Origin of the sequence: Pantoea sp. WEP (assembly GCF_041678305.1) — a bacterium.
In the GTDB taxonomy this organism is placed as follows: domain Bacteria; phylum Pseudomonadota; class Gammaproteobacteria; order Enterobacterales; family Enterobacteriaceae; genus Pantoea; species Pantoea dispersa.
Genome location: NZ_JBGNXB010000001.1, coordinates 1,118,954 through 1,143,647 on the forward strand (window position 1 = coordinate 1,118,954; position 24,694 = coordinate 1,143,647).

At 55.0% G+C, this 24,694-nt stretch carries 26 protein-coding genes, 1 other RNA gene and 1 pseudogene; 18 read left to right on the forward strand and 10 right to left on the reverse strand.

Translation table 11 applies throughout. The annotated features are described in order from the left end of the window. The first annotated feature begins 376 nt into the window (after window positions 1-376). Window positions 377-1,102: a hypothetical protein gene (locus tag ABVR31_RS05080; protein WP_372771970.1), complete on the forward strand. Its 726-nt coding sequence runs from the start codon at window positions 377-379 to the stop codon at window positions 1,100-1,102. Between the two features lie 201 nt (window positions 1,103-1,303). Next, window positions 1,304-1,987 carry a restriction endonuclease gene (locus tag ABVR31_RS05085; RefSeq protein ID WP_372771972.1) on the forward strand — a complete coding sequence of 228 codons (684 nt, stop codon included), beginning with the start codon at window positions 1,304-1,306 and terminating at the stop codon, window positions 1,985-1,987. A gap of 276 nt (window positions 1,988-2,263) precedes the next feature. Here the strand turns inward: ABVR31_RS05085 and ABVR31_RS05090 are convergent. The 3 genes and pseudogenes from ABVR31_RS05090 to smpB all read right to left on the reverse strand — a co-directional run. After that, window positions 2,264-3,205 (reverse strand): annotated as a pseudogene (locus ABVR31_RS05090) (primase-like DNA-binding domain-containing protein); the annotation flags it as partial. A 323-nt stretch (window positions 3,206-3,528) separates the two neighbouring features. Then, window positions 3,529-3,893, reverse strand: a transfer-messenger RNA (tmRNA) gene (gene ssrA / locus ABVR31_RS05095). A 43-nt stretch (window positions 3,894-3,936) separates the two neighbouring features. Continuing rightward, window positions 3,937-4,419 carry an SsrA-binding protein SmpB gene (gene smpB, locus ABVR31_RS05100; protein WP_021506506.1) on the reverse strand — a complete coding sequence of 161 codons (483 nt, stop codon included), beginning with the start codon at window positions 4,417-4,419 and terminating at the stop codon, window positions 3,937-3,939. A gap of 159 nt (window positions 4,420-4,578) precedes the next feature. Between smpB and ABVR31_RS05105 the strand changes: the two genes are divergently transcribed. Beyond that, entirely contained in the window at window positions 4,579-5,013 is a 435-nt protein-coding gene (locus ABVR31_RS05105; RefSeq protein ID WP_021506507.1) for a type II toxin-antitoxin system RatA family toxin, read from the forward strand. Continuing rightward, window positions 5,006-5,296, forward strand: coding sequence for an RnfH family protein (locus ABVR31_RS05110; RefSeq protein ID WP_021506508.1), 291 nt, complete (start codon window positions 5,006-5,008; stop codon window positions 5,294-5,296). Before ABVR31_RS05105 ends, ABVR31_RS05110 begins: the two co-directional genes overlap by 8 nt. Window positions 5,297-5,346: 50 nt before the next feature. On the opposite strand, the gene bamE is transcribed toward ABVR31_RS05110, so the two are convergent. From bamE to nadK, 3 genes are all read right to left on the reverse strand, one after another. Then, window positions 5,347-5,694, reverse strand: a complete 348-nt coding sequence (gene bamE, locus ABVR31_RS05115) for an outer membrane protein assembly factor BamE (RefSeq protein WP_021506509.1) — start codon at window positions 5,692-5,694, stop codon at window positions 5,347-5,349. 184 nt (window positions 5,695-5,878) lie between these two features. Continuing rightward, the gene (gene recN, locus ABVR31_RS05120) at window positions 5,879-7,540 is read right to left on the reverse strand and encodes a DNA repair protein RecN (protein ID WP_372771976.1); all 1,662 of its coding nucleotides are present in this window, start codon (window positions 7,538-7,540) and stop codon (window positions 5,879-5,881) included. An 85-nt stretch (window positions 7,541-7,625) separates the two neighbouring features. Beyond that, window positions 7,626-8,504 carry an NAD(+) kinase gene (gene nadK, locus ABVR31_RS05125; protein WP_058758272.1) on the reverse strand — a complete coding sequence of 293 codons (879 nt, stop codon included), beginning with the start codon at window positions 8,502-8,504 and terminating at the stop codon, window positions 7,626-7,628. Between the two features lie 122 nt (window positions 8,505-8,626). On the opposite strand from nadK, the gene grpE reads away from it, so the two are divergent. Continuing rightward, window positions 8,627-9,205 (forward strand): nucleotide exchange factor GrpE, encoded by a 579-nt coding sequence (gene grpE, locus ABVR31_RS05130; RefSeq protein WP_372771978.1) that lies wholly within the window; start codon window positions 8,627-8,629, stop codon window positions 9,203-9,205. A 45-nt stretch (window positions 9,206-9,250) separates the two neighbouring features. Here the strand turns inward: grpE and ung are convergent, their stop codons facing one another. Next, on the reverse strand, window positions 9,251-9,928 hold the full coding sequence (gene ung / locus ABVR31_RS05135; RefSeq protein WP_058775636.1) for a uracil-DNA glycosylase: 678 nt from the start codon (window positions 9,926-9,928) through the stop codon (window positions 9,251-9,253). A 264-nt stretch (window positions 9,929-10,192) separates the two neighbouring features. Between ung and grcA the strand changes: the two genes are divergently transcribed. Next, window positions 10,193-10,576 (forward strand): autonomous glycyl radical cofactor GrcA, encoded by a 384-nt coding sequence (grcA, locus tag ABVR31_RS05140; protein WP_021506514.1) that lies wholly within the window; start codon window positions 10,193-10,195, stop codon window positions 10,574-10,576. 186 nt (window positions 10,577-10,762) lie between these two features. Here the strand turns inward: grcA and srmB are convergent, their stop codons facing one another. After that, window positions 10,763-12,091 (reverse strand): ATP-dependent RNA helicase SrmB, encoded by a 1,329-nt coding sequence (gene srmB, locus ABVR31_RS05145; RefSeq protein WP_021506515.1) that lies wholly within the window; start codon window positions 12,089-12,091, stop codon window positions 10,763-10,765. A gap of 137 nt (window positions 12,092-12,228) precedes the next feature. Between srmB and ABVR31_RS05150 the strand changes: the two genes are divergently transcribed. Then, window positions 12,229-12,978, forward strand: a complete 750-nt coding sequence (locus tag ABVR31_RS05150; RefSeq protein WP_215800742.1) for a tRNA1(Val) (adenine(37)-N6)-methyltransferase — start codon at window positions 12,229-12,231, stop codon at window positions 12,976-12,978. Here ABVR31_RS05150 and nadB read toward each other — a convergent pair. Next, window positions 12,975-14,582: an L-aspartate oxidase gene (nadB, locus tag ABVR31_RS05155; protein WP_059009950.1), complete on the reverse strand. Its 1,608-nt coding sequence runs from the start codon at window positions 14,580-14,582 to the stop codon at window positions 12,975-12,977. The genes ABVR31_RS05150 and nadB overlap by 4 nt on opposite strands. A 442-nt stretch (window positions 14,583-15,024) precedes the next feature. Here nadB and rpoE point away from each other — a divergent pair, with 442 nt between their 5' ends. From rpoE to acpS, 11 genes are all read left to right on the forward strand, one after another. Further along, on the forward strand, window positions 15,025-15,603 hold the full coding sequence (rpoE, locus tag ABVR31_RS05160; RefSeq protein ID WP_372771981.1) for an RNA polymerase sigma factor RpoE: 579 nt from the start codon (window positions 15,025-15,027) through the stop codon (window positions 15,601-15,603). Between the two features lie 27 nt (window positions 15,604-15,630). Next, the gene (rseA, locus tag ABVR31_RS05165) at window positions 15,631-16,287 is read left to right on the forward strand and encodes an anti-sigma-E factor RseA (protein WP_372771983.1); all 657 of its coding nucleotides are present in this window, start codon (window positions 15,631-15,633) and stop codon (window positions 16,285-16,287) included. Beyond that, window positions 16,287-17,243, forward strand: coding sequence for a sigma-E factor regulatory protein RseB (gene rseB / locus ABVR31_RS05170; RefSeq protein WP_031279374.1), 957 nt, complete (start codon window positions 16,287-16,289; stop codon window positions 17,241-17,243). The genes rseA and rseB overlap by 1 nt, the downstream gene beginning before the upstream one ends. Continuing rightward, window positions 17,240-17,704, forward strand: coding sequence for a SoxR-reducing system protein RseC (gene rseC, locus ABVR31_RS05175; RefSeq protein ID WP_021506520.1), 465 nt, complete (start codon window positions 17,240-17,242; stop codon window positions 17,702-17,704). Before rseB ends, rseC begins: the two co-directional genes overlap by 4 nt. Window positions 17,705-17,922: 218 nt before the next feature. Next, complete coding sequence (gene lepA, locus ABVR31_RS05180; protein ID WP_058758277.1) at window positions 17,923-19,722, forward strand: translation elongation factor 4; 1,800 nt, start codon at window positions 17,923-17,925, stop codon at window positions 19,720-19,722. 9 nt (window positions 19,723-19,731) lie between these two features. Then, complete coding sequence (gene lepB / locus ABVR31_RS05185) at window positions 19,732-20,703, forward strand: signal peptidase I (RefSeq protein WP_372771986.1); 972 nt, start codon at window positions 19,732-19,734, stop codon at window positions 20,701-20,703. A gap of 118 nt (window positions 20,704-20,821) precedes the next feature. Further along, window positions 20,822-21,502, forward strand: coding sequence for a ribonuclease III (gene rnc, locus ABVR31_RS05190; RefSeq protein WP_021506523.1), 681 nt, complete (start codon window positions 20,822-20,824; stop codon window positions 21,500-21,502). A 48-nt stretch (window positions 21,503-21,550) separates the two neighbouring features. Next, a complete protein-coding gene (gene era / locus ABVR31_RS05195; protein ID WP_058758278.1) occupies window positions 21,551-22,453 on the forward strand; it encodes a GTPase Era in 903 nt (300 codons plus the stop codon). Window positions 22,454-22,456: 3 nt separating this feature from the next. After that, a complete protein-coding gene (gene recO, locus ABVR31_RS05200; protein ID WP_058775641.1) occupies window positions 22,457-23,194 on the forward strand; it encodes a DNA repair protein RecO in 738 nt (245 codons plus the stop codon). A 60-nt stretch (window positions 23,195-23,254) separates the two neighbouring features. After that, entirely contained in the window at window positions 23,255-23,986 is a 732-nt protein-coding gene (gene pdxJ / locus ABVR31_RS05205; RefSeq protein WP_372771989.1) for a pyridoxine 5'-phosphate synthase, read from the forward strand. Then, window positions 23,986-24,366, forward strand: a complete 381-nt coding sequence (gene acpS / locus ABVR31_RS05210; RefSeq protein WP_010617758.1) for a holo-ACP synthase — start codon at window positions 23,986-23,988, stop codon at window positions 24,364-24,366. The genes pdxJ and acpS overlap by 1 nt, the downstream gene beginning before the upstream one ends. On the opposite strand, the gene ABVR31_RS05215 is transcribed toward acpS, so the two are convergent. After that, on the reverse strand, window positions 24,363-24,611 hold the full coding sequence (locus ABVR31_RS05215) for a YfhL family 4Fe-4S dicluster ferredoxin (protein ID WP_010617759.1): 249 nt from the start codon (window positions 24,609-24,611) through the stop codon (window positions 24,363-24,365). The genes acpS and ABVR31_RS05215 overlap by 4 nt on opposite strands. Window positions 24,612-24,694 lie beyond the last annotated feature (83 nt).

Below are 24,694 nucleotides of genomic sequence, written 5' to 3' on the forward strand. Positions count from 1 at the left end.
GTGTACCAATTATTGGATCTCATATCCCGGAGCCCCAGGGAAAGGATAACGAGTGCCCGGCGCTAAATCCAAAATAAAATGATTTATGGGAAAAGTGTGCACACTGTTCACATTTGGTTTTTATATATAAATTTCAATGTCTTAAGTGGTTGATGGCTTGAGGCGAGATGTACACTAGTGCGCGCTTTTGGTGAGCACATTAGCCAAGATGACAAAAAGCGACAAGAGCCGCTACGTGTGATATGAAGTTATTAAACGCTGCTGTTTGCAATAGTTCGTTTTCTGGCATTAGCGAAAGTAACTTGAACACTCTGTTATGATTACCGAGGAGCAGGTCAGTTCAGTTAAAACATTAATCAAATATAGGTAACAAGGAATGCTGCACTCAATTATTATTTATTCTAAAAATATTTTATCCCAAATCCCTATCAGTGACATTGTTGTAAACGCTATCGGTAGCTTCTTAGGGTGGGCAGGCCTTTTGTGGTTAGCAATGAGTAAACGTGGAATTCGATTTTTAAGAGAGAAAATAGAACGTCCAAGCTTACGAATTGAACTACGAAAAACTCCAGAAAACATCTTTACAGGGATAGAGCTTGGTGCTCCGGCGCGGTGGGTTGAACAACAAATTGGTGCGCCTACGAAAATAGGAGAACGGTGGTGGGGATACAGGTTTTCCGATTCTTTACTTTCAATTTTTTTCGACTCAAATGATTCAGTAAAAACTATTAGCGTAGCACTAATCGATGATAAAACAACTTTCGATTTTCCAGCTTGGCACTTTGATTGTCCGAGTCTTGGGAGGTTGAAGCTTGACAATCTCTTAGCTGCTGAGCACCTTTCTCTGGAATTTAAAGATTCAACGCGGCACAGTGAGCTTTTTATAACTGGAAGAGAGGGGCCTAGAGGGGCTTGGCACTATATAGCCTTCGGAGTTTTATCGCCCCACCATCCAGGTCCACTGCTAGATGTTAGCTTTGATTGGAATAAGGATGAAAACAAGCTCATCAGCCAACCAAAAGATATTAAAATTAACTGGGCAGCAGTGTCTAATACATCAGAGATTGATGTATTTCCATGGGATTTTGGATTAACCATTTAGGCATTAAGATGTTCCCCCTCTACTTGCTAGAACAAGTAGAGGGGAATGTCTGTATTTCACCATAGCAGACGCAGGATCGCGAACAATCCGCTTTGTGCTATAAGCCAACTTTTTTCCCAAAATCGAACCTTTTATAAGCGACTCCTTTTGTGCCTTCAGGTACCCTTAACTGCATTCTGAAAATGCATAGGAAAAGTAGAAGTGATCGATGACCCATTACCACAGAACTGGCAAGAATTGCAGACAGGTGTCCAACGGATATTCCGTAATGTGGGCTTACTTGCAGAAGTTGAGGTCGATTTAGAAACACCGCGTGGCTCGGTGAATGTGGATGTTCTCGCGACAGATGTTAGGAGTGTGGACAAAATCAGATACATCGTGGAATGTAAAAACTGGGGTAGTTCTATACCACAGACTGTGGTCCATTCGTTCACAACGGTAATGCATGAAACCGGGGCAAATATTGGATTTATTATTTCAAAGCATGGGCTTCAGCAAGGTGCTAAAAAATACACTCAAAATACCAATATTATTGGGATGACATATCTAGAGTTCCAACAAAGGTATTTTGAGGCTTGGTGGAATAGGTACTTTTGCCCACGTATCGGCGATGCTGCAGACGAACCGCTTCAATATGTTGAACCTGTCAACTATAAGCGCGATCGCGAATATGCCAAACTTAACCTTCGAGAACAAGAGAAGTTCGATCGGTTAAGGCAAGAGAAAGGTGTATCAGTAATGGCTCTCTCTATGCTTAATTACAGGTTTATGTCGAAAGCTTTAAACACTGGCAACTTGCTGAACGTCCCAAAGAGTCTGGATGATTTTAAGACCAGAGTTCTCACCCAAATTTGTCCTCACATGGAATGGCATTGTGATACGTAAAGAGAGCTGCTAGAAATTATCTTAGAATATTTATCAGACACCAAAGCAGAGTTTGATGCGATATTTGGTGGGACTATCTTTGAACCGCTAGGGACTATCACGGGGGTTACTGCCGCTGGCCCCTCTCTGGATGATGGTATTTATCATAATTAACTTTCATACATAGCCTATGCTTCCGCATGTCTGCTTTTCACTCTTAGCAGTCTTGGGGTGATGTTGATAGTTACATCAAATATAAAAAAACCGGCCTAAACCGGTTTATGTGAAATCATATTATCAGTCGCTGCATGTGGGCAACCAATCCGCCTCGCTGTCTTCATGTAGCATGAGATTGGTCTGGATGCCGTTATTAGTCCTGCGCTTCAGAAGGGTGGGCTCATACTCTTTAAGCGTCTGCGGCACCGCCTGGCCGAATGCGGTCAGGCTCAGCGGATGCTGATGGCCGCGTGACTCCATGAATGACAGATACGCATGATAGAGATAACGTTTCGGGTTCATCGGGCGGATATTGGCGTTACCGATAAACAGTCCATTCGGCGTGCTGAGCGGCATCAGGTAGCCACAAAAATCGACCAGCGGATCGGCCTGTCGCTTAATCTCCAGCGCTTCGCCGGATGATTGCTGCGCTTGCAACAACTCGCGGGCTTCGTCAGGTGAGGCAAAGCGTTGCATCAGGTGACGAACGATGACGGCCAACTCGGTGCTGATTTTGTCCAGCAAATGCGGGTCACGCTCTTTTGCCGGTATCACTTCCGGGAACGTCAGGATTACCCGACGGCGCGACACGCCGCCGCTGCGATCGCTGAAGCGCATTGGGTTGTTATTAGCTGCCAGAATCACCGCCGGGATGTGTGTGGAATAGGCATCGCGATATTTCGGGTCGATTGCCACCGCATCGCCGCCGGTTATCGCCTTGATGCCTGCGCCATCGCCGCTCCATTTCTCCTGGTCAGGCAGGATAATGAGCGAGAAACCCACCACGCTGGCGCGTTCCCGCGATGATTCAAGGGTGTCGATGGTGGCTGAGGTGGTGTTATCGCGGCCAGCGAGCAGCGTGGCGATCGACGCTAAAACGCTTTTCTCGCTTCCACCGGGACCAGTCACCTCCAAAAACATCTGCCAGTCGTAACGGTTTGCCAGCACCATAAATAACGCCGCGAGGATACGATCCTCTTTGTCATGATTATACCCGGCGGACCGCGTCAATGAGCGCCGGAACGCCTGTGAGGTTTTCGCCTGAACACTGTGCGAACTAAACGTGACGGTGACAATATCAAACAAGCCAATACGGAAGCCAGTCAGGCGGCGGGATTGTTCTCCCATGCGTGGCGCGATCAAGTTCGGCGTGATGATGAATTGTTTACGTTCAACCTGATGCTCATTTTTCTTACGCCATAGCATGTACCAAACGTACAACAATTTCTCGGTATTCAGGCGGGTTATCCCGAAAGATTACAGACACAAAAAAGCCCGCAGGGCTTGCGCAGTGCGGGCTCTCAGGACTTCATCGGATGACTCTGGTAATCACCGATGGAGAATTTTGGTGGAGCTGGCGGGAGTTGAACCCGCGTCCGAAATTCCTACATCCTCGGTACTACATGCTTAGTCTGGTCTTTACATTCGCTTGCCAGCTGCGGACAGACACGCCACTAACAAACTAGCCTGATTAGTTTTAACGCTTCAACCCCAGGCAGGGCATCCACGCGATCTCTTTTAGGTTTGACCTCTCTTGATCCCCGTCCTAAGAGCGGAGGCTAGGGAGAGAGGGCTCTAAGCAGGTTATTAAGCTGCTAAAGCGTAGTTTTCGTCGTTTGCGACTATTTTTTTGCGGTTTTTTAGCGAGGCCTACCGCACCTCGGCATGCACCTTGGGTTTCGCGAATCCCGTCGAATCCAGAATCAGCCCCAAGACTTCTTACTCTAGCAAAAAATTATAAAAGATTCCAGTGGTTAACGGCTGGCATTCTTCATAATTCGTGCTTTGTCCATCTTCCACTCGCGATCTTTAATGTCCGCGCGCTTGTCGTGTTCTTTCTTACCGCGTGCTACGCCAATCTTTAGTTTGGCCCAGGCGTTTTTCCAGTACAGCGACAGCGCGACCACGGTGTAACCTTCGCGGTTAACGCGGCCGTACAGGGAGTCCAGTTCGCGCTGGTTCAACAGCAGCTTGCGGTTGCGCGTGGGATCGCACACCACGTGGCTTGATGCCACCGCCAGCGGCTGAAAAGTGGAACCGAACAGATAGGCTTCGCCATCGCGCAGCAAAATATAGCTGTCGCTGATGTTCGCTTTACCGGCACGCAGTGATTTGACTTCCCATCCTTGCAACGCCATGCCGGCCTCGAACTCTTCTTCAATGAAATATTCATGGCGAGCGCGTTTGTTGAGGGCAATAGTGGCTGAACCGGGTTTGTGAGCTTTTTTCTTTGTCATAGTGCGGCGTAGTCTACATCACTCAGTCTGTGGGCGCATCCCCTGTCCTGCGGGGCGGTAAAAAACACACTATTTTAGCACAGCTGGCAAAGGCGTGAATTTTTGTTTAGTAGCTTAAAATGGTATAATTCAACGGTTTTGTGACCAACAGGAACCATTATGGCCCAGATTAGCCGTTCAGCGCTGGTCCCGTATAGCGCTGAGCAGATGTACCGGCTCGTGAATGATGTGGATGCTTATCCTGAATTTCTTCCGGGCTGTACCGGCAGCCGCGTGCTGGATAACAGCGGTAACCAGATGACCGCCGCGGTGGATGTCTCCAAAGCCGGCATCAGTAAAACTTTTACCACGCGTAACACCCTGACCGATAACCAGAGCATTCATATGCAGCTGGTCGATGGGCCGTTCCGCAAGCTGACCGGTGGCTGGAAATTTATCTCGCTCGGCGACGATGCCTGCAAGGTTGAGCTCAGCCTCGACTTTGAGTTCACCAATATGCTGGTCGAGATGGCGTTTGGCCGCATCTTTAAAGAGCTGGCCAACAGCATGGTGCAGGCGTTTACCCAGCGCGCCAAAGAGGTTTACCGTGGCTGATATTAGCGTTGAAGTGGTGTACGCGCTACCGGATAAACAGTATCTGCGTGAGGTTAGCCTGGAAGAGGGCGCCACGGTTGAGCAGGCGATTCAGGCATCCGGGCTGCTGACGCTGCGCAAAGATATCGATCTAAGCAGCAATAAGGTCGGCATTTTCAGCCGTCCGGTCAAGCTGAGCGATACGCTGCAGGATGGCGATCGGGTCGAGATTTATCGCCCGCTGATTGCCGATCCAAAAGAGATGCGCCGGCAGCGGGCAGAGCGCGCGGCAACGAAAAAGTAAATTACAGGCATTAAAAAAGGCGCTCAGGCGCCTTTTTTGTTGCGGCTCACTCAGTCTTCAGTGCCGGTGAGGCGCGGTTTGTTATCGATGTTCGTCAACGTACCGTTGCTGTCGAAGGTCAGCGTCAGCGTCTGCTGCTTCACGCTCTCATGACCTGGCTCCTGACGGAACACGTAATACCAGACGTTGCTGCCAAACGGGTCGTGCATCATCGGCGTACCGAGCGTGTAAGCAACCTGCTGCTGCGTCATGCCGGTGTGAATCTTCGAAACGTCGTTGGCGACCAGGTAATTCCCCTGATTGATATCCGGACGATACACAACGCGCTCAAGGGTGGAACATCCGGCGGTCATCATCAACATTACCACTGCCGCGGCAGTCAGCGTTTTACAGCGCATCTATACATTCCTTTTCTGGGGCCAAACGCCTTTCATCAGGCAGTTTTGTTGCCATCAAATTCTGAACTCTGCATACGGCAGGCTTTATTATGGCGATATGACTGCCGATGATAATAAACCTTTGAGCTATTGGAAACCTCTACAGAGCAAGCATATGACCACCAGGCCGCAAAAAAGTGCGGTGTCAGGCTGCTAAAAGTTCTTTTGCGTTCGCCAGCGTGTTGCGTGTTACTTCGCTGCCGCCAAGCAGGCGTGCCAGTTCCTGCAGACGCGCACGCTTATCCAGCTGCTGCATGTGGGTTTCAGTCATCGCACCATCGGTCTCTTTGCTGACGAAGAAGTGCTGATGACCACAGCCCGCGACCTGCGGCAGGTGAGTTACGCACATCACCTGAGTCGATTCGCCCAGCTGGCGCAGCATCTGGCCAACGACAGCGGCCGTCGGACCGCTGATACCGACGTCAACCTCATCGAAAATCATCGCCGGAGTTTCCATTTTCTGTGCGGTGATCACCTGAATCGCCAGCGCAATACGTGACAGCTCACCCCCTGAGGCCACTTTACCCAGCGGCTGCAGCGGCTGGCCCGGGTTGGTGGTGACACGGAAATCAATACGGCTGGCACCTTCGGCCGTCAGCTGATCGGCATTGAATTCCAGCATAATGGCAAATTCACCGTGCGGCATGGCGAGGGTGCGCATGCTTTGCGTAATCAACTGGCTCAGCTCCTGCGCCGAGGCAACGCGTTGCTGATGCAGGGCTTCAGCACAGGCCAGCGCGGCCTGATGATGAGCCACGACGTCGCTCTGCAGGCTTTCCTGATCGCTCTCCTGCTGCGACAGCTGTTCCGCTTCATCCAGCAGCTGCTGATACAGCACCGGCAGCGCTTCCGGTGAAACATGGTGCTTGCGTGCCAGCGCAATCTGCCGCGACAGACGCTGCTCCAGCTCGTACAGGCGATTAGGATCGAGGTCGAGCCGTTCACAGTAGTGGCGCAGCTCATCGCTGGCTTCACTTAACTGAATCGCGGCTTCTTCCAGCAGGTTAAATACGCCGCTGACTTTATCGTCCAGCGAGACCAGCTCACTCAGCATATTACGCGCGCTGTAGAGCAGGCTTTGCAGGTTGGTGTCATCACTGTCGGCAAGAATTTGCAGCGCCTGCTGGCTGGTGGACAGCAGCTGACCGCTGTTCGCCAGGCGCTTGTACTCTTCATCAATCTGCTCAAACTCGCCTGGCTGCGGCGCAAACTCGTTGAGTTCTTTCAGCTGATACTGCAGCAGTTCGCGGCGGGCTTCACGCTCCTGCGACAGCTGCTGATGCTGTGCCAGCGCGCGGCAGCTGTGGTGCCAGCGCTGATAGTGCTGACGCATCTCCGCCAGCCGATCGTCGTGCGCGGCGTAGGCATCCAGCAGGTGTTTCTGGTGATCGGTTTTAAGCAGCAGCTGATGCGCATGCTGACCGTGGATTTGAATCAGTAACTGACCGAGTTCGCGCAGCTGCGACAGCGGTACGGACGTGCCGTTGATAAAGCCACGTGAGCGGCCATCGGCACTGATCACGCGGCGCAACAGACATTCGTTGCCGTCGTCGAGCTGGTTCTCCACCAGCCAGCGCTGGGCAGAGGGTGACGCTTTCAGCTGGAAGCGTGCGCAGATATCCGCGCGGCTGGCCCCCTGACGCACCATGTCTGCTTCAGCACGGCCGCCAAGGCACAGGCCCAGCGCATCAATCGCGATGGATTTCCCTGCGCCGGTTTCGCCGGTGATCGCTGTCATGCCACGATGAAAGTCGATCTCCAGTTCACGAACGATTGCAAAATTACTGATGGTCAGTTGTGCCAGCATACAATCACCTGTATGTAAAAACAGATATGGTTTTTCATACAGTATAAACTGGTTTTTTATCCAGTAAAGTAGCCGGCAGGCCTTTTCAGAATAATTTTTTTGACCATCCGAGTTTTGAGCTTAAAGTATTAAAATAATTATAATTTTTTGGATGAATTAAATTGAGGTGATTGGCGCTGCGGCGAATCAGCACATCTTCCCCTTCCTGAATTGGCAGGGCGATCTGGCTGTCACAGCTGATCTCCAGGTCGCTGCGCAGCGAGGAAAAACGCAGGCGAATGGTGCTGCTACTGTTGATCACCAGCGGACGCGCCGACAGCGTGTGCGGGAACATCGGCACCAGCGCAATCGCATCGAGCGACGGCGTTAAAATCGGCCCGCCCGCCGAAAGCGAATAAGCGGTTGAACCGGTTGGCGTGGAGATAATCAGCCCGTCCGAGCGCTGGGAAAAGGCGAACACTTCGTCGATATAGACTTCAAATTCAATCATGTGCGCCACTTTGCCCGGATGCAGCACCACTTCATTGATGGCGCTGCCGATGCGCGGCGAACACTCTTCTTTGCATACCTGCGCTTCCAGCAAAAAGCGGCTTTCCACGAAATAATCGCCCTGCAGCACGTCATCCAGCTGCTGCTGCGCGTTATCCGGATCGAGGTCCGTGAGGAAGCCGAGATTGCCGCGGTTGATGCCAATCACCTTGATGTCGTAACGAGCCAGCACGCGCGCGGCGCCCAGCATGTTGCCATCGCCGCCGACCACCACCGCCAGATCGGCATACTGGCCGATGTCCGCCAGGCTGCCGGTACGCACATCCTGCAGGTTCAGCTCGCGGGCGATTTGCTGTTCCACGATCACGTCATAGCCTTTGTCAGTCAGCCAGCGCCAGAGCATTTCATGGGTGGTTAACGCAGTGGGATGGCGCGGATGGCCGACGATCCCAATGCAGTTAAAGTGTTTGTTCATTTAGCGGGTGTTCCTCATAAGCCAAAACGGCCAGGCAATGTGATGGGTTCACTTGAAACCGTCAAACTGATCCCCATAATAAGCCAACCAGCGAGATGAATGTGCAAAACGCGGAGAAATTCATGAGTAGTAAAGAACAGAACACCCCAAACGAGCAAGTCTCAGACGAAATTCAACAGGAACAACAGCAGCCGGAAGCGGAGACAGCATCTGAGGTGGATCCGCGTGATGAGCGTATCGCCCAGCTGGAAGCGGAATTAGCGCAGGCGCAGGGTGGCGTGCGTGACGCTCAGCTGCGCGCGCAGGCTGAGATTGAAAACATCCGTCGCCGTGCCGAAATGGACGTGGAAAAAGCGCACAAGTTTGCGCTGGAAAAGTTTGCCAACGAGCTGCTGCCGGTGATTGATAGCCTGGAGCGCGCGCTGGAAGTGGCGGATAAAGAGAACACCGAGCTGGCTTCGATGATTGAAGGCATCGAGCTGACGCTGAAATCACTGCTGGGTGCGGTGCGCAAGTTCGGTGTGGAAGTGGTGGGCGAAACTAATGTGCCGTTCAACCCGGATGTGCATCAGGCGATGTCGATGATGGAGTCTGAAGAAGTGGCGCCAAACCACGTGCTGATGGTGATGCAGCGCGGTTACACCCTCAACGGTCGCCTGCTGCGTCCGGCGATGGTTGCGGTATCAAAAGCCAAAGGCTAAGCCGCTCCCGTGTAACAACGGCCGCTGATGCGGCCGTTTGTGTTTTCAAGGCAGCACCGGCGTCCAGTCAATGGGCGTCTGGCCAGCCTGGCTCAGCAGCGCATTGGCTTTGGAAAAATGCTGACAGCCAAAAAAGCCGCGATGCGCCGAAAGCGGCGAAGGATGCGGTGCTTTCAATACGTGATGACGCTGCGCATCAATAATGCTGCCTTTCTTCTGCGCGTGCGATCCCCACAGCAGGAAAATCACCCCTTCGCGATGGGTGTTGATGGCGCTGATCACATTGTCGGTGAAGGTTTCCCAGCCGAAACGCGCGTGCGAATGCGCTTTGCCAGCTTCCACGGTTAACACCGTATTCAGCAGCAGCACACCCTGTTTCGCCCAGCTTTCAAGAAAGCCGTGCTGCGGACGCTGAAAGCCAGGAATGTCCTGTTCCAGCTCTTTGTACATATTGAGCAGCGACGGCGGAATGGCCACGCCCGGCAGGACCGAGAACGCCAGGCCATGCGCCTGATTCGGGCCGTGGTACGGATCCTGGCCGAGGATTACCACTTTAATATCGCCCAGCTCGGTGAGACGGAACGCGTTGAAGACGTCCTTTTGCGGCGGATAGACCGTCACGCCCGCCGCACGCTCTTCGGCTACCGCTTTGAGCGTTTCCACGAAGTAAGGTTTTTCTTTCTCTTCAGCCAGCACATCGTGCCAGGTCAGCTTCTCAGCCATCATTGACTCCCTGCAAATTGATGCCTTTAGCTTAGCGTGTCCGGCGGGGCAGCAGAAGGGTAAAAATAAGTTGAACAATTGCAGAAAAAGTTAATGAAAAAAAGTTGTTATAAATCAACTCACTAGAGTGGAAGCAAAAATTCTGGCCGGACGAAATTGATACAGGTCAAAACGAGCCGGTCAGCGCGGTGATATACCAGAGTATCACATAACCCGAAGAACCGCGCTGTGCTCCTGCCGCAGCGCTAAGCCCTGGAGGCCTCTATGATTACCGGTATTCAAATTACTCAGGCACAAAACCCGCAGCTGTTGAACTCGTTCTGGCTGCTGGACAATGAGAAAGCCGAAGCCCGCTGCCTGTGCGCAAAAGGTGATTTCACGGAAGATCAGGTTGTTGCAGTCAGCGACCTTGGCGAGATTGCTTACCGTGAAATTCCACTGGAGCAGAAACCGCAGGTGCGCGTTGAAGGCGGTCAGCACCTCAACGTTAACGTGCTGCGCCGTGAAACGCTGGAAGATGCGGTGAAGCATCCGGAAAAATATCCGCAGCTGACCATTCGCGTGTCGGGCTATGCGGTGCGCTTTAACGCGCTGACGCCAGAACAGCAGCGTGACGTCATCACCCGTACCTTTACCGAAAGCCTGTAATTGATCGGCTGACGAAAACGCACACAGCAATACAAGCCGCGCCGGTGTTTACTGGCGCGGCTTTTTTTATTTCCTGAAGAGAGAAGAGGGCAGCTTGAGAGATTTTACGCCGCGAAAGTGCTTTTTCAGCAGGCCAGAAAGCAAAAAATCGCCTCAGGGAGGCGATTTAATTGCCGCGATGCTGTTTTATTCCGCACCGCTCTCCGGTGTGCTGCTGCCGCTTGGCTTGCGGCGTTTACCGATATTTTTAGTATCGCGGTGACGTTTCTTCACGCGCGGTTTCTCTTCTTCTTTCGCTTTCTTCTCTTTGCGCTTCTCAAGCGCCTTTTTCGACGGTTTACCGGTGACTTTAGCACTCGGTGCACGCGTTTCCGGACGCAGCTCATCAATTACGCGCGATTTCAGTGGCTCGTTGACGTAGCGGCTGATTTTACCCAGCAGCGGATGGTCATGTGCCTCTACCAGCGAGATCGCGGTACCTTTGCGTCCGGCGCGGCCGGTACGGCCAATGCGGTGCAGATAGACATCGGCGGTGCGCGGTAAGTCATAGTTGATGACGTGGGTGACGTTATCAATGTCGATACCGCGCGCGGCGACATCGGTCGCGACCAGCACGTTAACGCGACCGTCATTCAGGCGCTTGATCGCTTCGTTACGGTTCGCCTGTACCATTTCGCCTTCGAGGTAGCTGCTGCGCAGGCCGGCTTCGTGCATCCAGGTCACCAGCTCATGCAGGCGCTCACGTTTGCGTACGAACACGATGGCACGCTTCACTTCCGGCTGCTTAAGCAGATGCACCAGCAGTTTGGTTTTGTGCTCAAGGTTGTCGGCGCGGTAATACCACTGCTGAATCTTTTTGCGCTCGCTTTTGCTTGGATCGGCTTCAATCGCTACCGGATCGTTCAGCAGGCGCTCGGCGAAATCTTTGATGTTGTCGCCTTCCAGCGTGGCCGAGAACAGCAGCGTCTGTTTGCGCCAGCGCGTTTCACCGGCAATGGTCTCGATATCCTGCGCAAAGCCCATGTCCAGCATGCGGTCGGCTTCGTCCAGAATCAGCGTTTCTACCGCGCGGCAGTCAAAGTTCTCTTCTTTGATGTACTGCAGCAGGCGGCCGGTAGTTGCGACCACGATGTCCTGATTTTCACTGAACACTTCCGCGTGGTTCATATAGGCCACGCCGCCGGTGATGGTGGCGATATCGAGATGGGTATGTTTGGCCAGCTCGCGCGCCTGGTCGGCAACCTGCATCGCCAGTTCACGCGTCGGCGTGAGGATCAGAATGCGCGGCGGCCCTGATTTTTTACGCGGGAAATCGAGCAGGTGCTGTAAAGCGGGCAGCAGGTAGGCTGCGGTTTTCCCCGTTCCGGTTGGTGCCGAACCCAGAACGTCACGGCCTTCCAGCGCGGCAGGAATGGCCTCAGCCTGAATGGCAGTCGGGCGCGTGAAGCCTTTATCCTGCAGGGCTTCCAGCAGGCTTTCGTCGAGTTCGAGTTCGGAGAATGTGGTTACGGTCATGGTCTACCTCAGTTTGGGGCGCTGATTATAGACAGTTCAGCCACAATCTTCATCTGTTTGTGTTGCACAGGTGAAGGTGAATTCACTTCGCGACCACGTTACACTTCCGGCAGGAGCAAATTCAATGGTCGTTAAGCATGTCTCAGCCGCAACCGCCAGCGCGGGCGATGTTAAGAAAAGATGGGTTCACGTTTAAGCAATTTTTTGTCGCGCACGATCGCTGTGCCATGAAGGTCGGCACCGATGGGGTGCTGCTCGGTGCCTGGGCACCGGTGGCAGGCGTACGGCGCATACTGGATATCGGCTGCGGCAGCGGTCTGATTGCGCTGATGCTGGCGCAGCGCACGCCGGATGACGTCAGTCTCGATGCCGTCGAACTGGAGCGCAGCGCCGCCGCGCAGGCGCAGGAGAACGTCGCCGCGTCGCCGTGGGCGCATCGCATCGCGGTGCATGCGCAGGATATCGTCAGCTGGAGTGAGCAGGCAGAAAAACGCTACTCGCTGATTGTCAGCAATCCGCCGTTTTTCACCCCGGGTATGGCCTCAGCCAGCGTCGAACGCGATACCGCGCGCAGCACGGCAACGCTTGATCATCCCACCCTGCTGCGCTGTGCGGCACAGCTGATTGAAGAAGAGGGGCTGTTTTGCGTGGTGCTGCCCGCGGATGCCGGCGAAAACCTGATTGCACTGGCGCGCGCCGAAGGCTGGCATCTGCGTTATCGCTATGATGTAGCACCTTACGCGCAGCGACCGCCGAACCGGCTGGTGCTGGGCTTTTCACCTGCCGCAGGCGAACTCGTGCAGGAGCGTCTCGCCATTCGTGATGAAGATAAAAGCTATTCGGCGGACTGGCTGAGCCTGGTAACCGATTTCTATCTGTTCCGCTAGGCTACCGGCTGCAGCACCGTTGGCTGTGCCTCGGGCAGCATATGCGGATAGTCGCGGGTGAAGTGCAGCCCGCGGCTCTCTTTGCGCGCCAGCGCACAGCGCACCATCAGCTCTGCCACCTGTACCAGATTGCGCAGCTCCAGCAGATTGTTGGAGAGGCGAAAATGCGCATAGTATTCATCTATCTCCTGCTGTAGCAGCGTAATGCGGCGCAGGGCGCGCTCCAGCCGCTTGGTGGTACGCACGATGCCCATGTAATCCCACATCAACAGCCGCAGCTCGTGCCAGTTGTGCTGAATCACCACCCGTTCATCGGCATCGTCGACGCGGCTTTCATCCCACGCCGGCAGGTGATCGACGGCGTGCATCTGCGGCAGACGGCGCACAATATCTTCGGCCGCCGACCAGCCATACACCAGACACTCCAGCAGCGAATTCGATGCCATGCGGTTAGCGCCGTGCAGACCGGTATAGCTGACCTCACCAATCGCATACAGCCCGTCGACATCGGTGCGACCATGCTGATCCACCATCACGCCGCCACAGGTGTAATGTGCGGCAGGCACAATCGGAATCGGCTGCTGTGTCAGATCGAGGCCAAACGTCAGCAGCTTGTCATAAATCATCGGAAAGTGGGCACGCACAAAGCTGGCCGGCTGATGGCTGATGTCGAGATACATGCAGTCGACGCCCAGACGCTTCATTTCGTGATCGATCGCGCGCGCCACGATATCGCGCGGTGCCAGTTCGGCGCGCGCATCGAAATCCGGCATAAAGCGCGAACCGTCCGGGCGCAGTAGCCAGGCACCTTCGCCGCGCAGCGCTTCGGTCAGCAAAAAGTTTTGCGCCTGCGGATGAAACAGGCAGGTAGGGTGAAACTGATTGAACTCCAGATTGGCCACCCGGCAGCCGGCGCGCCACGCCATCGCGATGCCGTCGCCGGAAGCGACATCCGGATTAGTGGTGTACTGATATACCTTCGCCGCACCGCCGGTGGCCAGCACCACGCTGCGGGCGCGGCAGGTTTCAACCTGTTCGCGATTGCGATTCCAGATCCACGCGCCCACCACGCGCCGCGTTCCGGGCAGGCCAATTTTATCAGAGAGGATTAAGTCCACCGCGTTGGCGCGTTCAATAACGCGAATATTGGGATGGCTGAGCGCCTGGCTGACCAGCGTGGTTTCGACCGCGCGCCCGGTGGCGTCGGCGCTGTGTAAAATACGGCGATGGCTGTGACCGCCTTCGCGCGTCAGGTGATAGCGCGCATTGCCGTTATCCTGTGGCTCGCGATCAAACGCCACGCCGTTATCGATCAGCCACTGTACGCACGGGCGCGCATTGCTGGCGATAAAATTCACCGTCTCACGATCACACAGGCCTGCGCCGGCAATCAGCGTATCTTCGACGTGTGATTCAATGCTGTCGTTTTCATCAAACACCGCCGCAATCCCGCCCTGTGCATACAGCGTGGAGCCTTCGCTAATCTGCGCTTTACTCAGCACCGTTACCTGATAATGCGGTGCCAGCCGCAGCGCCAGAGATAAACCGGCCGCGCCGCTGCCAACAATCAGTACATCACAGCTATGATCGGGAATGGGGTTCATGATGTTTAATTTACTAAACAAAAGGTCCCCCGAGCATAAGCCCGGACGCCGCTGGTGTGAAGTATTTTGAACAAAAAACGCGGGAAAATTCGACGCAATAATCAGATTGTAATGCGATTTCAGTAAGTTATGTCTGAAAATAAGCGATTAGTGTTTTTTATACCAAACACGCTGAAAATTCAGGGAATAAAGGTGAAAAATGCGGCGTCATAGGGTACTCTGCCAGCGATTATCGATGCCGCCAACGACACCACCAGTGCGGTAAGTCGCTACACTGAAAGACCATCAACAACAACGATGTCAGGGCACCGGTACAGAAAATATCAGGTCGTGGTGAACTTCAGGCCAGAACGGGACTCTAAGCGCATGCTTGCTCACAATAAATGAGATGTGCTGGCAGTTCACTTACGCATAAAAGAGATTTGGGGAGACATTACCTCGGATGAGCGAGCAGTTAACGGATCAGGTTCTCGTTGAGCGGGTTCAGAAAGGAGATCAAAAGTCATTTAATTTACTGGTGATCCGATACCAGCATAAAGTGGCGAGCCTGGTTTCACGTTATGTCCCGTCAGGCGATGTGCCTGATGTGGTTCAGGAATCTTTCATTAAAGCGTATCGCGCACTGGAGTCGTTCCGGGGTGATAGCGCCTTTTACACGTGGCTGTACCGCATTGCGGTCAACACCGCGAAGAATTATCTGGTGGCTCAGGGGCGCCGGCCGCCGTCCAGCGATGTGGACGCGATTGAAGCGGAAAATTTCGAAAGTGCGGGTGCGCTAAAAGAAATTTCGAACCCTGAGAACTTAATGTTGTCAGACGAACTGAAACAAATTGTTTTTCGGACGATTGAGGCGTTGCCTGAAGATCTGCGTATGGCCATCACCCTGCGGGAACTGGATGGTCTGAGTTACGAAGAGATCGCCGCCATCATGGATTGTCCGGTAGGTACCGTACGTTCACGTATCTTCCGGGCCCGGGAAGCCATTGATAATAAAGTTCAACCGCTTATCCAACGTCAGTGATAACGGCTACTGGAAGGGTACCAAAACATGCAGAAAGAAAAACTTTCCGCTTTAATGGATGGTGAAACTTTAGATAACGAGCTGCTGGCGTCGTTATCGAAGGATGCAGATCTACAAAAAAGCTGGGAGAGCTACCATCTGATCCGCGACACCCTGCGGGGCGATGTGGGCGAAGTGCTGCATTTTGATATCTCCGCACGCGTTGCTGCCGCGATCGAAAACGAGCCGGTGCGCAAAGTGAATTCGTTGATCCCGGAAGCACAGCCGGAGCCGTCGCGCTGGCAGAAAATGCCGTTCTGGCGTCGCGGTGGCGGCTGGGTTGCTCAGGTCACGCAGATCGGTGTGGCGGCCTGTGTGTCGCTGGCGGTGATCGTCGGTGTGCAGCACTACAACAGCTCACCAGCGGGTAGTGCGACGGAAACGTCGGATGCGCCAGCCTTCAATACCTTACCGATGATGGGTAAAGCGTCACCGGTCAGCCTGGGCGTGCCATCTGATGCTTTTGATACCAACAGCTCAAATCAGCAGGTGCAGGAGCAGCGCCGCCGTGTGAATGCCATGCTGCAGGATTACGAACTGCAACGCCGTCTGCATGCCGATCAGGTGCAGTTTGAAAGCAATGCGCCGCAACAGGCGCAGGCTAACGTTCCCGGAACTCAGTCGTTAGGAACTCAACAGCAGTAATGAAGCAGCTTTGGTGTGCCGTTAGCCTGCTGGCAGGCAGCCTGCTTTGGTCATCTACCGCCCCGGCGCAGACATCTGCGTCCGGGGCGTTGTTACAGCAGATGGAGCAGGCCAGCCAGAACCTCAACTACGAATTCGCCTATATCAATGTCTCACGTCTGGGCATTGAATCCCTGCGTTACCGCCATGCGGTCATCGACAATCGTGTGTTCGCTCAGCTGTTACAGATGGACGGACCGCGCCGTGAGGTGATCCAGCGCGGCAACGACATCAGCTATTTCGAACCGGGTCTCGATCCGTTCTCACTGCCGGGCAACCACATTATTGATGCGCTGCCGGCGCTGATGTTTGCTGACTTCTCGCGCCTCGGCGATGCCTACGATTTTATTCCGGTAGGGCGTTCCCGCATGGCCGATCAGATGTGCGAAGTGGTGCGCATCGTGTCGCGTGACGGCACGCGTTACAGCTACGTGGTGTGGCTGGACGTCGATACCAAGTTGCCGCTGCGGATTGATTTGCTGGATCGCGACGGTGAGACGCTGGAGCAGTTCCGCGTCATCAGTTTTGCCGTCGATGAAGGCGTGCGCAATCTGATGCAGGGGCTGGAAAAAGCCAATCTGCCGCCGTCGCTGTCGTTACCGGCGGGCGACAAAGTGCAACTCAGCTGGCAACCGGGCTGGTTGCCGGCCGGCATGAAGCTGATTTCGCAAAGCCGGCGTGATATTCCAGCGATGAACAAAACCGTAGAATCCCGTCTGTACAGCGATGGCTTGTTCAGCTTCGCTATCAACATCACGCCTGCCGATAAAAGCAGTTCGCCACAGTCATTGCGCACTGGGCGTCGTACGGTGCAGACCGAAGTGCGCGATAATCGTGAAATTACCGTGGTGGGCGAATTGCCGCCGACCACTGCCAAACGTATCGCGGACAGCATAGATTCAGGTGCCACAAAATGATGAGAGAATGGGCCACCGTGGTGGCATGGAAAGAGGGCGTCGCTACTCTGCATTCGGAAGCGAAAACCTCCTGCAACAGTTGTTCAGCGCGCAAAGGCTGCGGCAGCCATGCGCTCAACCAGCTGGGACCGAAAAACGCCCATGTGATGACCATCGCCAGTCCGGAGCCGCTACAGCCGGGCCAGCGCATTGAGCTGGGCATTCGCGAAAGCAGCCTGCTCGGTTCTGCGCTGCTGGTGTATATGACGCCGCTGTTCGGTCTGTTCCTGGTCGCGGGCCTGTTCCAGATGCTGTTCCACAGCGACCTGGCGGCGGCCTGCGGTGCGCTGCTGGGTGGCGTTGGCGGCTTTATTGTTGCCAAAGGGGTTTCCAGCCGGTTTGGCGATCGCGAAGCGTTCCAGCCGGTGATTCTCAGCGTTGCGCTCCCGCCTGATGCGCTACGGGTGGAAAACCACAGTTGATCCCCGTTCAGGCCGCGTATTGCGCGGCCTTTTCATTTCGTCTTAATCGCTGAATTCTGTTGCGATTCCCCGCAGTTCCATTCTTTAACGCGCGGCGTTAACAGTGTAATATGCGTCGTCATTAATGAGGCTGACAGGGTTCCGGGTAAAGCTCACTTGCCTGAATGTGTCTGTGCTCACGTTTTCAACTGATTTTCTACGTGAAGATATTCATATAAATGAAGCACATACGAAATTTCTCCATTATCGCTCACATTGACCACGGCAAATCAACGCTCTCTGACCGTTTGATTCAGATTTGCGGTGGCCTGAGCGATCGTGAGATGGCGGCGCAGGTTCTGGATTCGATGGATCTGGAGCGCGAGCGCGGCATCACCATTAAAGCGCAGAGCGTTACGCTCGATTACCACGCGCCAAACGGTGAAACTTACCAGCTCAATTTTATCGACACCCCAGGCCATGTTGACTTCTCTTATGAAGTTTCCCGCTCGCTGGCGGCCTGTGAAGGGGCATTGCTGGTGGTTGATGCAGGTCAGGGCGTTGAAGCGCAGACCCTGGCGAACTGCTACACCGCCATGGAAATGGATCTGGAAGTGGTACCGGTACTGAACAAGATCGACCTGCCTGCGGCCGACCCGGAGCGCGTGGCGGAAGAGATTGAAGATATCGTCGGCATTGACGCCGCGGATGCGGTGCGTTGCTCGGCGAAAACCGGCGTCGGCGTACCGGATGTGCTGGAGCGTCTGGTGCGGGATATTCCGCCGCCGGAAGGTGATGCGGAAGGCCCACTGCAGGCGCTGATCATCGACTCCTGGTTTGATAACTACCTCGGTGTGGTGTCGCTGATCCGTATTAAAAACGGCACGCTGCGCAAAGGCGATAAAGTGAAGGTAATGAGTACCGGCCAGGTGTACAACGCTGACCGCCTCGGCATTTTCACGCCAAAACAAATTGACCGTACCGAGCTGAAGTGTGGCGAGGTAGGCTGGCTGGTGTGCGCCATCAAAGACATCCTCGGCGCGCCGGTGGGCGATACCCTGACGCTGCAGCGCAACCCTGCGGATAAAGCGCTGCCGGGCTTCAAAAAAGTGAAGCCGCAGGTGTATGCCGGTCTGTTCCCGGTAAGCTCCGACGACTACGAAGCTTTCCGTGATGCCTTAGGCAAGCTGAGCCTGAACGACGCCTCACTGTTCTATGAGCCAGAGAGCTCCACCGCGCTGGGCTTTGGCTTCCGCTGTGGCTTCCTCGGCCTGCTGCACATGGAGATCATCCAGGAGCGTCTGGAGCGTGAATACGATCTCGACCTGATCACCACCGCGCCAACGGTTGTGTACGAAGTGGAAACCACTGACGGAGAAGTGGTGTACGTCGACAGCCCATCGAAGCTGCCGCCGCTGAATAATATTGCTGAACTGCGCGAACCGATCGCTGAGTGTCATATGCTGCTGCCGCAGGAGTTTCTGGGCAACGTCATTACGCTGTGTATCGAAAAACGCGGTGTGCAGACTAACATGGTTTACCACGGCAAACAGGTTGCGCTGACCTATGAGATTCCGATGGCGGAAGTGGTACTCGACTTCTTCGACCGTCTGAAATCAACGTCGCGCGGCTATGCGTCGCTGGACTATAACTTCAAACGTTTCCAGACCTCTGACATGGTGCGCGTCGACGTCCTGATTAACTCAGAACGCGTTGATGCGCTGGCGCTGATTACGCACCGTGATAACTCACAGTATCGTGGCCGCGAGCTGGTGGAGAAGATGAAAGATCTGATCCCGCGCCAGCAGTTCGATATTGCGATTCAGGCTGCAATCGGCAACCACATTATCGCTCGCTCAACAGTGAAACAGCTGCGTAAAAACGTCCTGGCGAAATGCTATGGCGGTGACGTCAGCCGTAAGAAAAAGCTGTTGCAGAAGCAGAAAGAAGGTAAGAAGCGAATGAAGCAGGTCGGCAACGTTGAGCTGCCGCAGGAAGCATTCCTTGCCATTCTGCATGTCGGTAAAGACAGCAAATAAGGAACTTTAATGGCTAACATGTTCGCCCTGATTCTGGTGATTGCCACTCTGTTAACCGGCATCATCTGGTGTATCGATCGCTTTAAGTGGGCCCCGGCGCGCCGGGCAAAGCAGGCGGCGGCACAGGCTCAGGCAGGTAATTCGCTCGACAGCAAAACGCTGGCCAAAGTGGCCGCGCAGCCGGGCTGGGTTGAAACCGCAGCGTCGGTGTTCCCGGTGCTGGCGGTGGTACTGATCGTGCGCTCGTTTATCTTCGAACCGTTTCAGATTCCTTCTGGCTCGATGATGCCGACGCTGCTGATTGGCGACTTCATCCTGGTGGAGAAATTTGCTTACGGCATCAAAAATCCGATCACGCAAACCACGCTGATCCCGACCGGCCATCCGCAGCGCGGAGATGTCGCGGTGTTCAAATACCCGAAAGATCCGAGCGTGGATTACATCAAGCGCGTGATCGGCCTGCCGGGCGACAAAGTGGTGTTTGATCCTTACAGCAAAACGCTGACCATCAACCCAGGCTGCGGCACGGGCAAATGTGACACGGCGCTGCCGGTGACCTATACCAACATTGAGCCGAGCGATTTCATCCAGACCTTCAGCGGCTTTGATGGTAACGAAACCGGCAACGGTTTCTACCAGGTGCCGCAGGGCGAAACGCTGCGGGGCGGCCTGCGTCTTGGTACGCGCAAAGAGACGCTGGGCAACGTCACGCACGATATCCTGCTGGTGAACGAAGCGCAGAGCCAGGCGAGCATGTATTATCAGCAGCCGGGTCAGCCGCAGGCCACGTGGATTGTGCCGCAGGGGCAATACTTCATGATGGGCGATAACCGTGATAACAGCGCCGACAGCCGCTACTGGGGCTTTGTGCCCGAGAAGAATCTGGTCGGCAAAGCGGTTGCTATCTGGATGAGCTTTGAGAAACAGGAAGGACAGTGGCCGACCGGCGTGCGACTGAGTCGCATTGGCGGTATTCACTGATTTAAAAACGGTTGGCTTCCTGCGAGTCAGGGAGCCACTGCACACCAAACAGAACGTGCTGGACCTTCAGCCCTGTTTGGTATGCAGAGTCACAGACGCACAGAACAACTGGAATCGCATGAACCCCATCCTCATTAACAAGCTGCAGCGCAAACTGGGCTACACTTTTACTCATCCGGAATTACTGCAGCAGGCTCTGACTCACCGCAGCGCCAGCAGCAAACATAACGAGCGTCTTGAATTTCTTGGCGATTCTATCCTCAGCTATGTGATTGCCAACGCGCTGTATCACCGCTTTCCGCGCGTGGACGAAGGCGACATGAGCCGCATGCGTGCCACGCTGGTACGCGGCAACACGCTGGCCGAAATGGCGCGCGAGTTTGAGCTGGGCGAATGTCTGCGTCTGGGGCCGGGCGAGCTGAAAAGCGGTGGGTTCCGCCGGGAATCCATCCTCGCGGATACCGTGGAAGCGCTGATCGGTGGCATCTTTCTCGACAGCAATATTCAGACGGTCGAGAAGCTGATTCTCGACTGGTACCAGAATCGCCTTGAGCAGATCAGCCCGGGCGATAAGCAAAAAGATCCGAAAACGCGCCTGCAGGAGTATCTGCAGGGCCGTCATCTGCCGCTGCCATCTTATCTGGTGGTACAGGTGCGTGGCGAAGCGCACGATCAGGAATTTACCATTCACTGTCAGGTGAGTGGGATGGCTGAACCGGTGGTGGGCGTGGGCTCCAGCCGCCGTAAAGCAGAGCAGGCCGCCGCCGAACAGGCGTTAATCAAGCTCGGCCTCGAATAAATTGTCATTTCGCAGCCTCAGCAGTGAGGCTGCCCAATCAGGACCCGAATGAGCGAACTCGAAACATACAGCGGCTTTATTGCGATTGTCGGCCGGCCTAACGTCGGCAAATCCACCTTACTGAACCAGCTGCTGGGGCAGAAGGTGTCGATTACCTCGCGCAAGCCGCAAACCACGCGCCACCGCATCATGGGTATTCATACCGAAGGCGCTTATCAGGCGATCTACGTGGATACACCCGGCCTGCACATGGAAGAGAAGCGGGCGATCAACCGCCTGATGAACCGTGCTGCCAGCAGCTCCATCGGTGACGTTGAGCTGGTAATTTTTGTGGTGGAAGGCACGCGCTGGACGCCTGACGATGAGATGGTGCTGAACAAGCTGCGTGACGGCAAAGTTCCGGTGGTGCTGGCGGTAAACAAAGTCGACAACATCCAGGATAAAAGCATCCTGCTGCCGCACCTGCAGTTCCTCAGCCAGCAGATGAACTTCCTCGAGATCGTGCCGATCTCCGCCGAAACCGGTAAAAACGTGGATGCCATTGCGGAGATTGCCCGCAAGCGCCTGCCGCTGTCGGATCACCACTTCCCGGAAGACTACATCACCGATCGCTCGCAGCGATTCATGGCCTCAGAAATCATCCGTGAAAAACTGATGCGCTTCCTCGGCGCCGAGTTACCATATTCGGTAACTGTGGAGATCGAGCAGTTCGTCTCTAATGAGCGCGGCGGCTATGACATCAACGGTTTGATTCTGGTCGAGCGCGAAGGGCAGAAGAAGATGGTGATTGGCAACAAAGGTGCCAAAATCAAAACCATCGGTATCGAAGCGCGTAAAGACATGGAAGAGATGTTCGAGGCGAAAGTCCATCTCGAGCTGTGGGTCAAAGTGAAATCGGGCTGGGCGGACGACGAACGTGCGCTGCGCAGCCTGGGTTATACAGACGACTAATTGATGGAAGGCTGGCAACGCGCCTTTGTGCTGCATAGTCGCCCTTACAGCGAAACCAGCCTGCTGCTCGACCTGTTCAGCGAAAGTCAGGGACGCGTCCGCGTCCTTGCCAAGGGCGCACGCTCGCGCCGTTCCCAGCTGAAAGGCGCACTGCAACCCTTCACACCGCTACTGGTGCGCTGGGGCGGCCGTGGCGAAGTCAAAACCCTGCGTAACGCTGAAGCGGTATCGCTGGCGCTGCCGCTCAGCGGCATCACGCTCTACTGCGGCCTGTATGTTAACGAGCTGCTGTCGCGGGTGCTGGAGCAGGAAATCCCGTTCTCCGAACTGTTCTTCGATTATCTCTCCTGTATCCAGACGCTGGCGGCGGCCAATGGTTCGCCCGAGCCAGCGCTGCGCCGTTTTGAGCTGGCACTGCTGGGCCATCTGGGCTACGGCGTTGACTTTCTGCACTGCGCCGGCAGCGGCGAGGCGGTTGACGACAGCATGACCTACAGCTATCGCGAAGAGAAAGGCTTTATCGCCAGTCTGGTGGTCAATCAGCGCAGTTTCACCGGCCGCCAGCTGCGCGCGCTGTGGGAGCGCGAATTTCCCGACGCCGACACGCTGCGTGCCGCCAAACGCTTCACGCGCATGGCGCTGAAACCTTATCTGGGCGGTAAGCCGCTGAAGAGCCAGGAGCTGTTCCGTCAGTTTGTGCCGAAAAAACGACCGAACGTGGCAAACGACGAGCGCGGGTGATGCACCTGACAGGCTCCGCGCGTTACACTGCAAACATACTGAACACATTTAAGGATTGTCATGGCTGAGTTGCTGTTAGGGGTCAACATCGATCACATTGCCACCATACGTAACGCGCGTGGCACAAATTATCCCGATCCGGTACAGGCCGCGTTTGTCGCGGAGCAGGCGGGCGCAGACGGCATTACCGTGCACCTGCGTGAAGATCGCCGTCACATCACCGATCGCGACGTGCGGATCCTGCGCGACACCATTCATACCCGCATGAATCTTGAGATGGCAGTCACCGACGAAATGGTGGGCATCGCCTGCGACATCAAACCGCATTTTGTCTGCCTGGTGCCGGAAAAGCGCCAGGAAGTGACCACGGAAGGCGGCCTTGATGTGGCCGGTCAGCAGGATAAAGTCAATGCGGCAGTCAAACAGCTGAGCGAGGCGGGCATTCTGGTGTCGCTGTTTATCGATGCCGATCAGCGCCAGATTGAAGCGGCGGTCGCCAGCGGTGCGCCTTACATTGAAATCCACACTGGCGCCTATGCTGAAGCACCGGAAGGGCTGGCACGCGAAGCCGAGCTGGCGCGTATCGCCAGCGCTGCGACCTTTGCCGCCAGCCGCGGCCTGAAGGTCAATGCTGGCCACGGTCTGACGTATCACAACGTGCAGCCGATTGCTGCGCTGCCGGAAATGCATGAGCTGAACATTGGTCACGCGATTGTTGGTCGTGCGCTGTTCAGCGGTCTTGCAGCGGCGGTCAGCGACATGAAGGCACTAATGCGGGAAGCGCGTCGCTAATGGCCATTCTGGGGCTGGGCAGCGATATCGTCGAGATCGAGCGTATCGCCGGCGTAATTGAACGCTCCGGCGATCGCCTGGCGCGCCGCGTGCTGAGCGAAGCTGAGTGGCAGCAGTATCAGGCGCATCAGCAGCCGGTGCGCTTCCTGGCCAAACGTTTTGCGGTGAAAGAGGCGGCGGCAAAAGCCTTCGGCACCGGCATTCGCGGCGGCTTGGCGTTCAATCAGTTTGAAGTGTACAACGATGCGCTGGGGAAGCCTGGCCTGCGTTTCTTTGAACAGGCCAAAGTGATTGCCAGCCAGCTGGGCGTGCAGCATGTGCACGTCACGCTGGCCGACGAGCGTCACTACGCCTGCGCCACGGTGATTATCGAAGATTAAGCGTGCAGCAGCACAAATTTCTCCCACAGCGCGTCGCGACTTTCCACGTGCTGTGGGTCTGAAAGAATAGTGTTATCAATCGGGCAGACGCTCTGACAGGTCGGCTCATCATAATGACCCACGCACTCAGTGCAGCGGTCAGCGTCGATCTGATAGATCGATTCACCCATGCTGATCGCCTGGTTCGGGCACTCAGGCTCGCACATGTCGCAGTTAATGCAGCGCTCAGTGATTATCAGTGCCATGGCATAAGCTCATCAGTTGCTTGTTTTCATTGCATGTTTCATGGTTAGTTCCGCTCTTCGGCGTAAAACGCCTGCTGAAATAG

Coding starts and splice junctions, on each gene's coding strand:
- pdxJ (WP_372771989.1), top strand. CDS start 23,255: ATGGCTGAGTTGCTGTTAGGGGTCAACATCGATCACATTGCCACCATA.
- rpoE (WP_372771981.1), top strand. CDS start 15,025: ATGAGCGAGCAGTTAACGGATCAGGTTCTCGTTGAGCGGGTTCAGAAA.
- ung (WP_058775636.1), bottom strand. CDS start 9,928: ATGGCTGAGAAGCTGACCTGGCACGATGTGCTGGCTGAAGAGAAAGAA.
- ABVR31_RS05215 (WP_010617759.1), bottom strand. CDS start 24,611: ATGGCACTGATAATCACTGAGCGCTGCATTAACTGCGACATGTGCGAG.
- lepB (WP_372771986.1), top strand. CDS start 19,732: ATGGCTAACATGTTCGCCCTGATTCTGGTGATTGCCACTCTGTTAACC.
- grcA (WP_021506514.1), top strand. CDS start 10,193: ATGATTACCGGTATTCAAATTACTCAGGCACAAAACCCGCAGCTGTTG.
- ABVR31_RS05105 (WP_021506507.1), top strand. CDS start 4,579: ATGGCCCAGATTAGCCGTTCAGCGCTGGTCCCGTATAGCGCTGAGCAG.
- rseB (WP_031279374.1), top strand. CDS start 16,287: ATGAAGCAGCTTTGGTGTGCCGTTAGCCTGCTGGCAGGCAGCCTGCTT.
- rseC (WP_021506520.1), top strand. CDS start 17,240: ATGATGAGAGAATGGGCCACCGTGGTGGCATGGAAAGAGGGCGTCGCT.
- grpE (WP_372771978.1), top strand. CDS start 8,627: ATGAGTAGTAAAGAACAGAACACCCCAAACGAGCAAGTCTCAGACGAA.
- recN (WP_372771976.1), bottom strand. CDS start 7,540: ATGCTGGCACAACTGACCATCAGTAATTTTGCAATCGTTCGTGAACTG.
- smpB (WP_021506506.1), bottom strand. CDS start 4,419: ATGACAAAGAAAAAAGCTCACAAACCCGGTTCAGCCACTATTGCCCTC.
- recO (WP_058775641.1), top strand. CDS start 22,457: ATGGAAGGCTGGCAACGCGCCTTTGTGCTGCATAGTCGCCCTTACAGC.
- ABVR31_RS05150 (WP_215800742.1), top strand. CDS start 12,229: ATGTCTCAGCCGCAACCGCCAGCGCGGGCGATGTTAAGAAAAGATGGG.
- rnc (WP_021506523.1), top strand. CDS start 20,822: ATGAACCCCATCCTCATTAACAAGCTGCAGCGCAAACTGGGCTACACT.
- era (WP_058758278.1), top strand. CDS start 21,551: ATGAGCGAACTCGAAACATACAGCGGCTTTATTGCGATTGTCGGCCGG.
- ABVR31_RS05080 (WP_372771970.1), top strand. CDS start 377: ATGCTGCACTCAATTATTATTTATTCTAAAAATATTTTATCCCAAATC.
- rseA (WP_372771983.1), top strand. CDS start 15,631: ATGCAGAAAGAAAAACTTTCCGCTTTAATGGATGGTGAAACTTTAGAT.
- lepA (WP_058758277.1), top strand. CDS start 17,923: ATGAAGCACATACGAAATTTCTCCATTATCGCTCACATTGACCACGGC.
- bamE (WP_021506509.1), bottom strand. CDS start 5,694: ATGCGCTGTAAAACGCTGACTGCCGCGGCAGTGGTAATGTTGATGATG.
- acpS (WP_010617758.1), top strand. CDS start 23,986: ATGGCCATTCTGGGGCTGGGCAGCGATATCGTCGAGATCGAGCGTATC.
- nadB (WP_059009950.1), bottom strand. CDS start 14,582: ATGAACCCCATTCCCGATCATAGCTGTGATGTACTGATTGTTGGCAGC.
- nadK (WP_058758272.1), bottom strand. CDS start 8,504: ATGAACAAACACTTTAACTGCATTGGGATCGTCGGCCATCCGCGCCAT.
- srmB (WP_021506515.1), bottom strand. CDS start 12,091: ATGACCGTAACCACATTCTCCGAACTCGAACTCGACGAAAGCCTGCTG.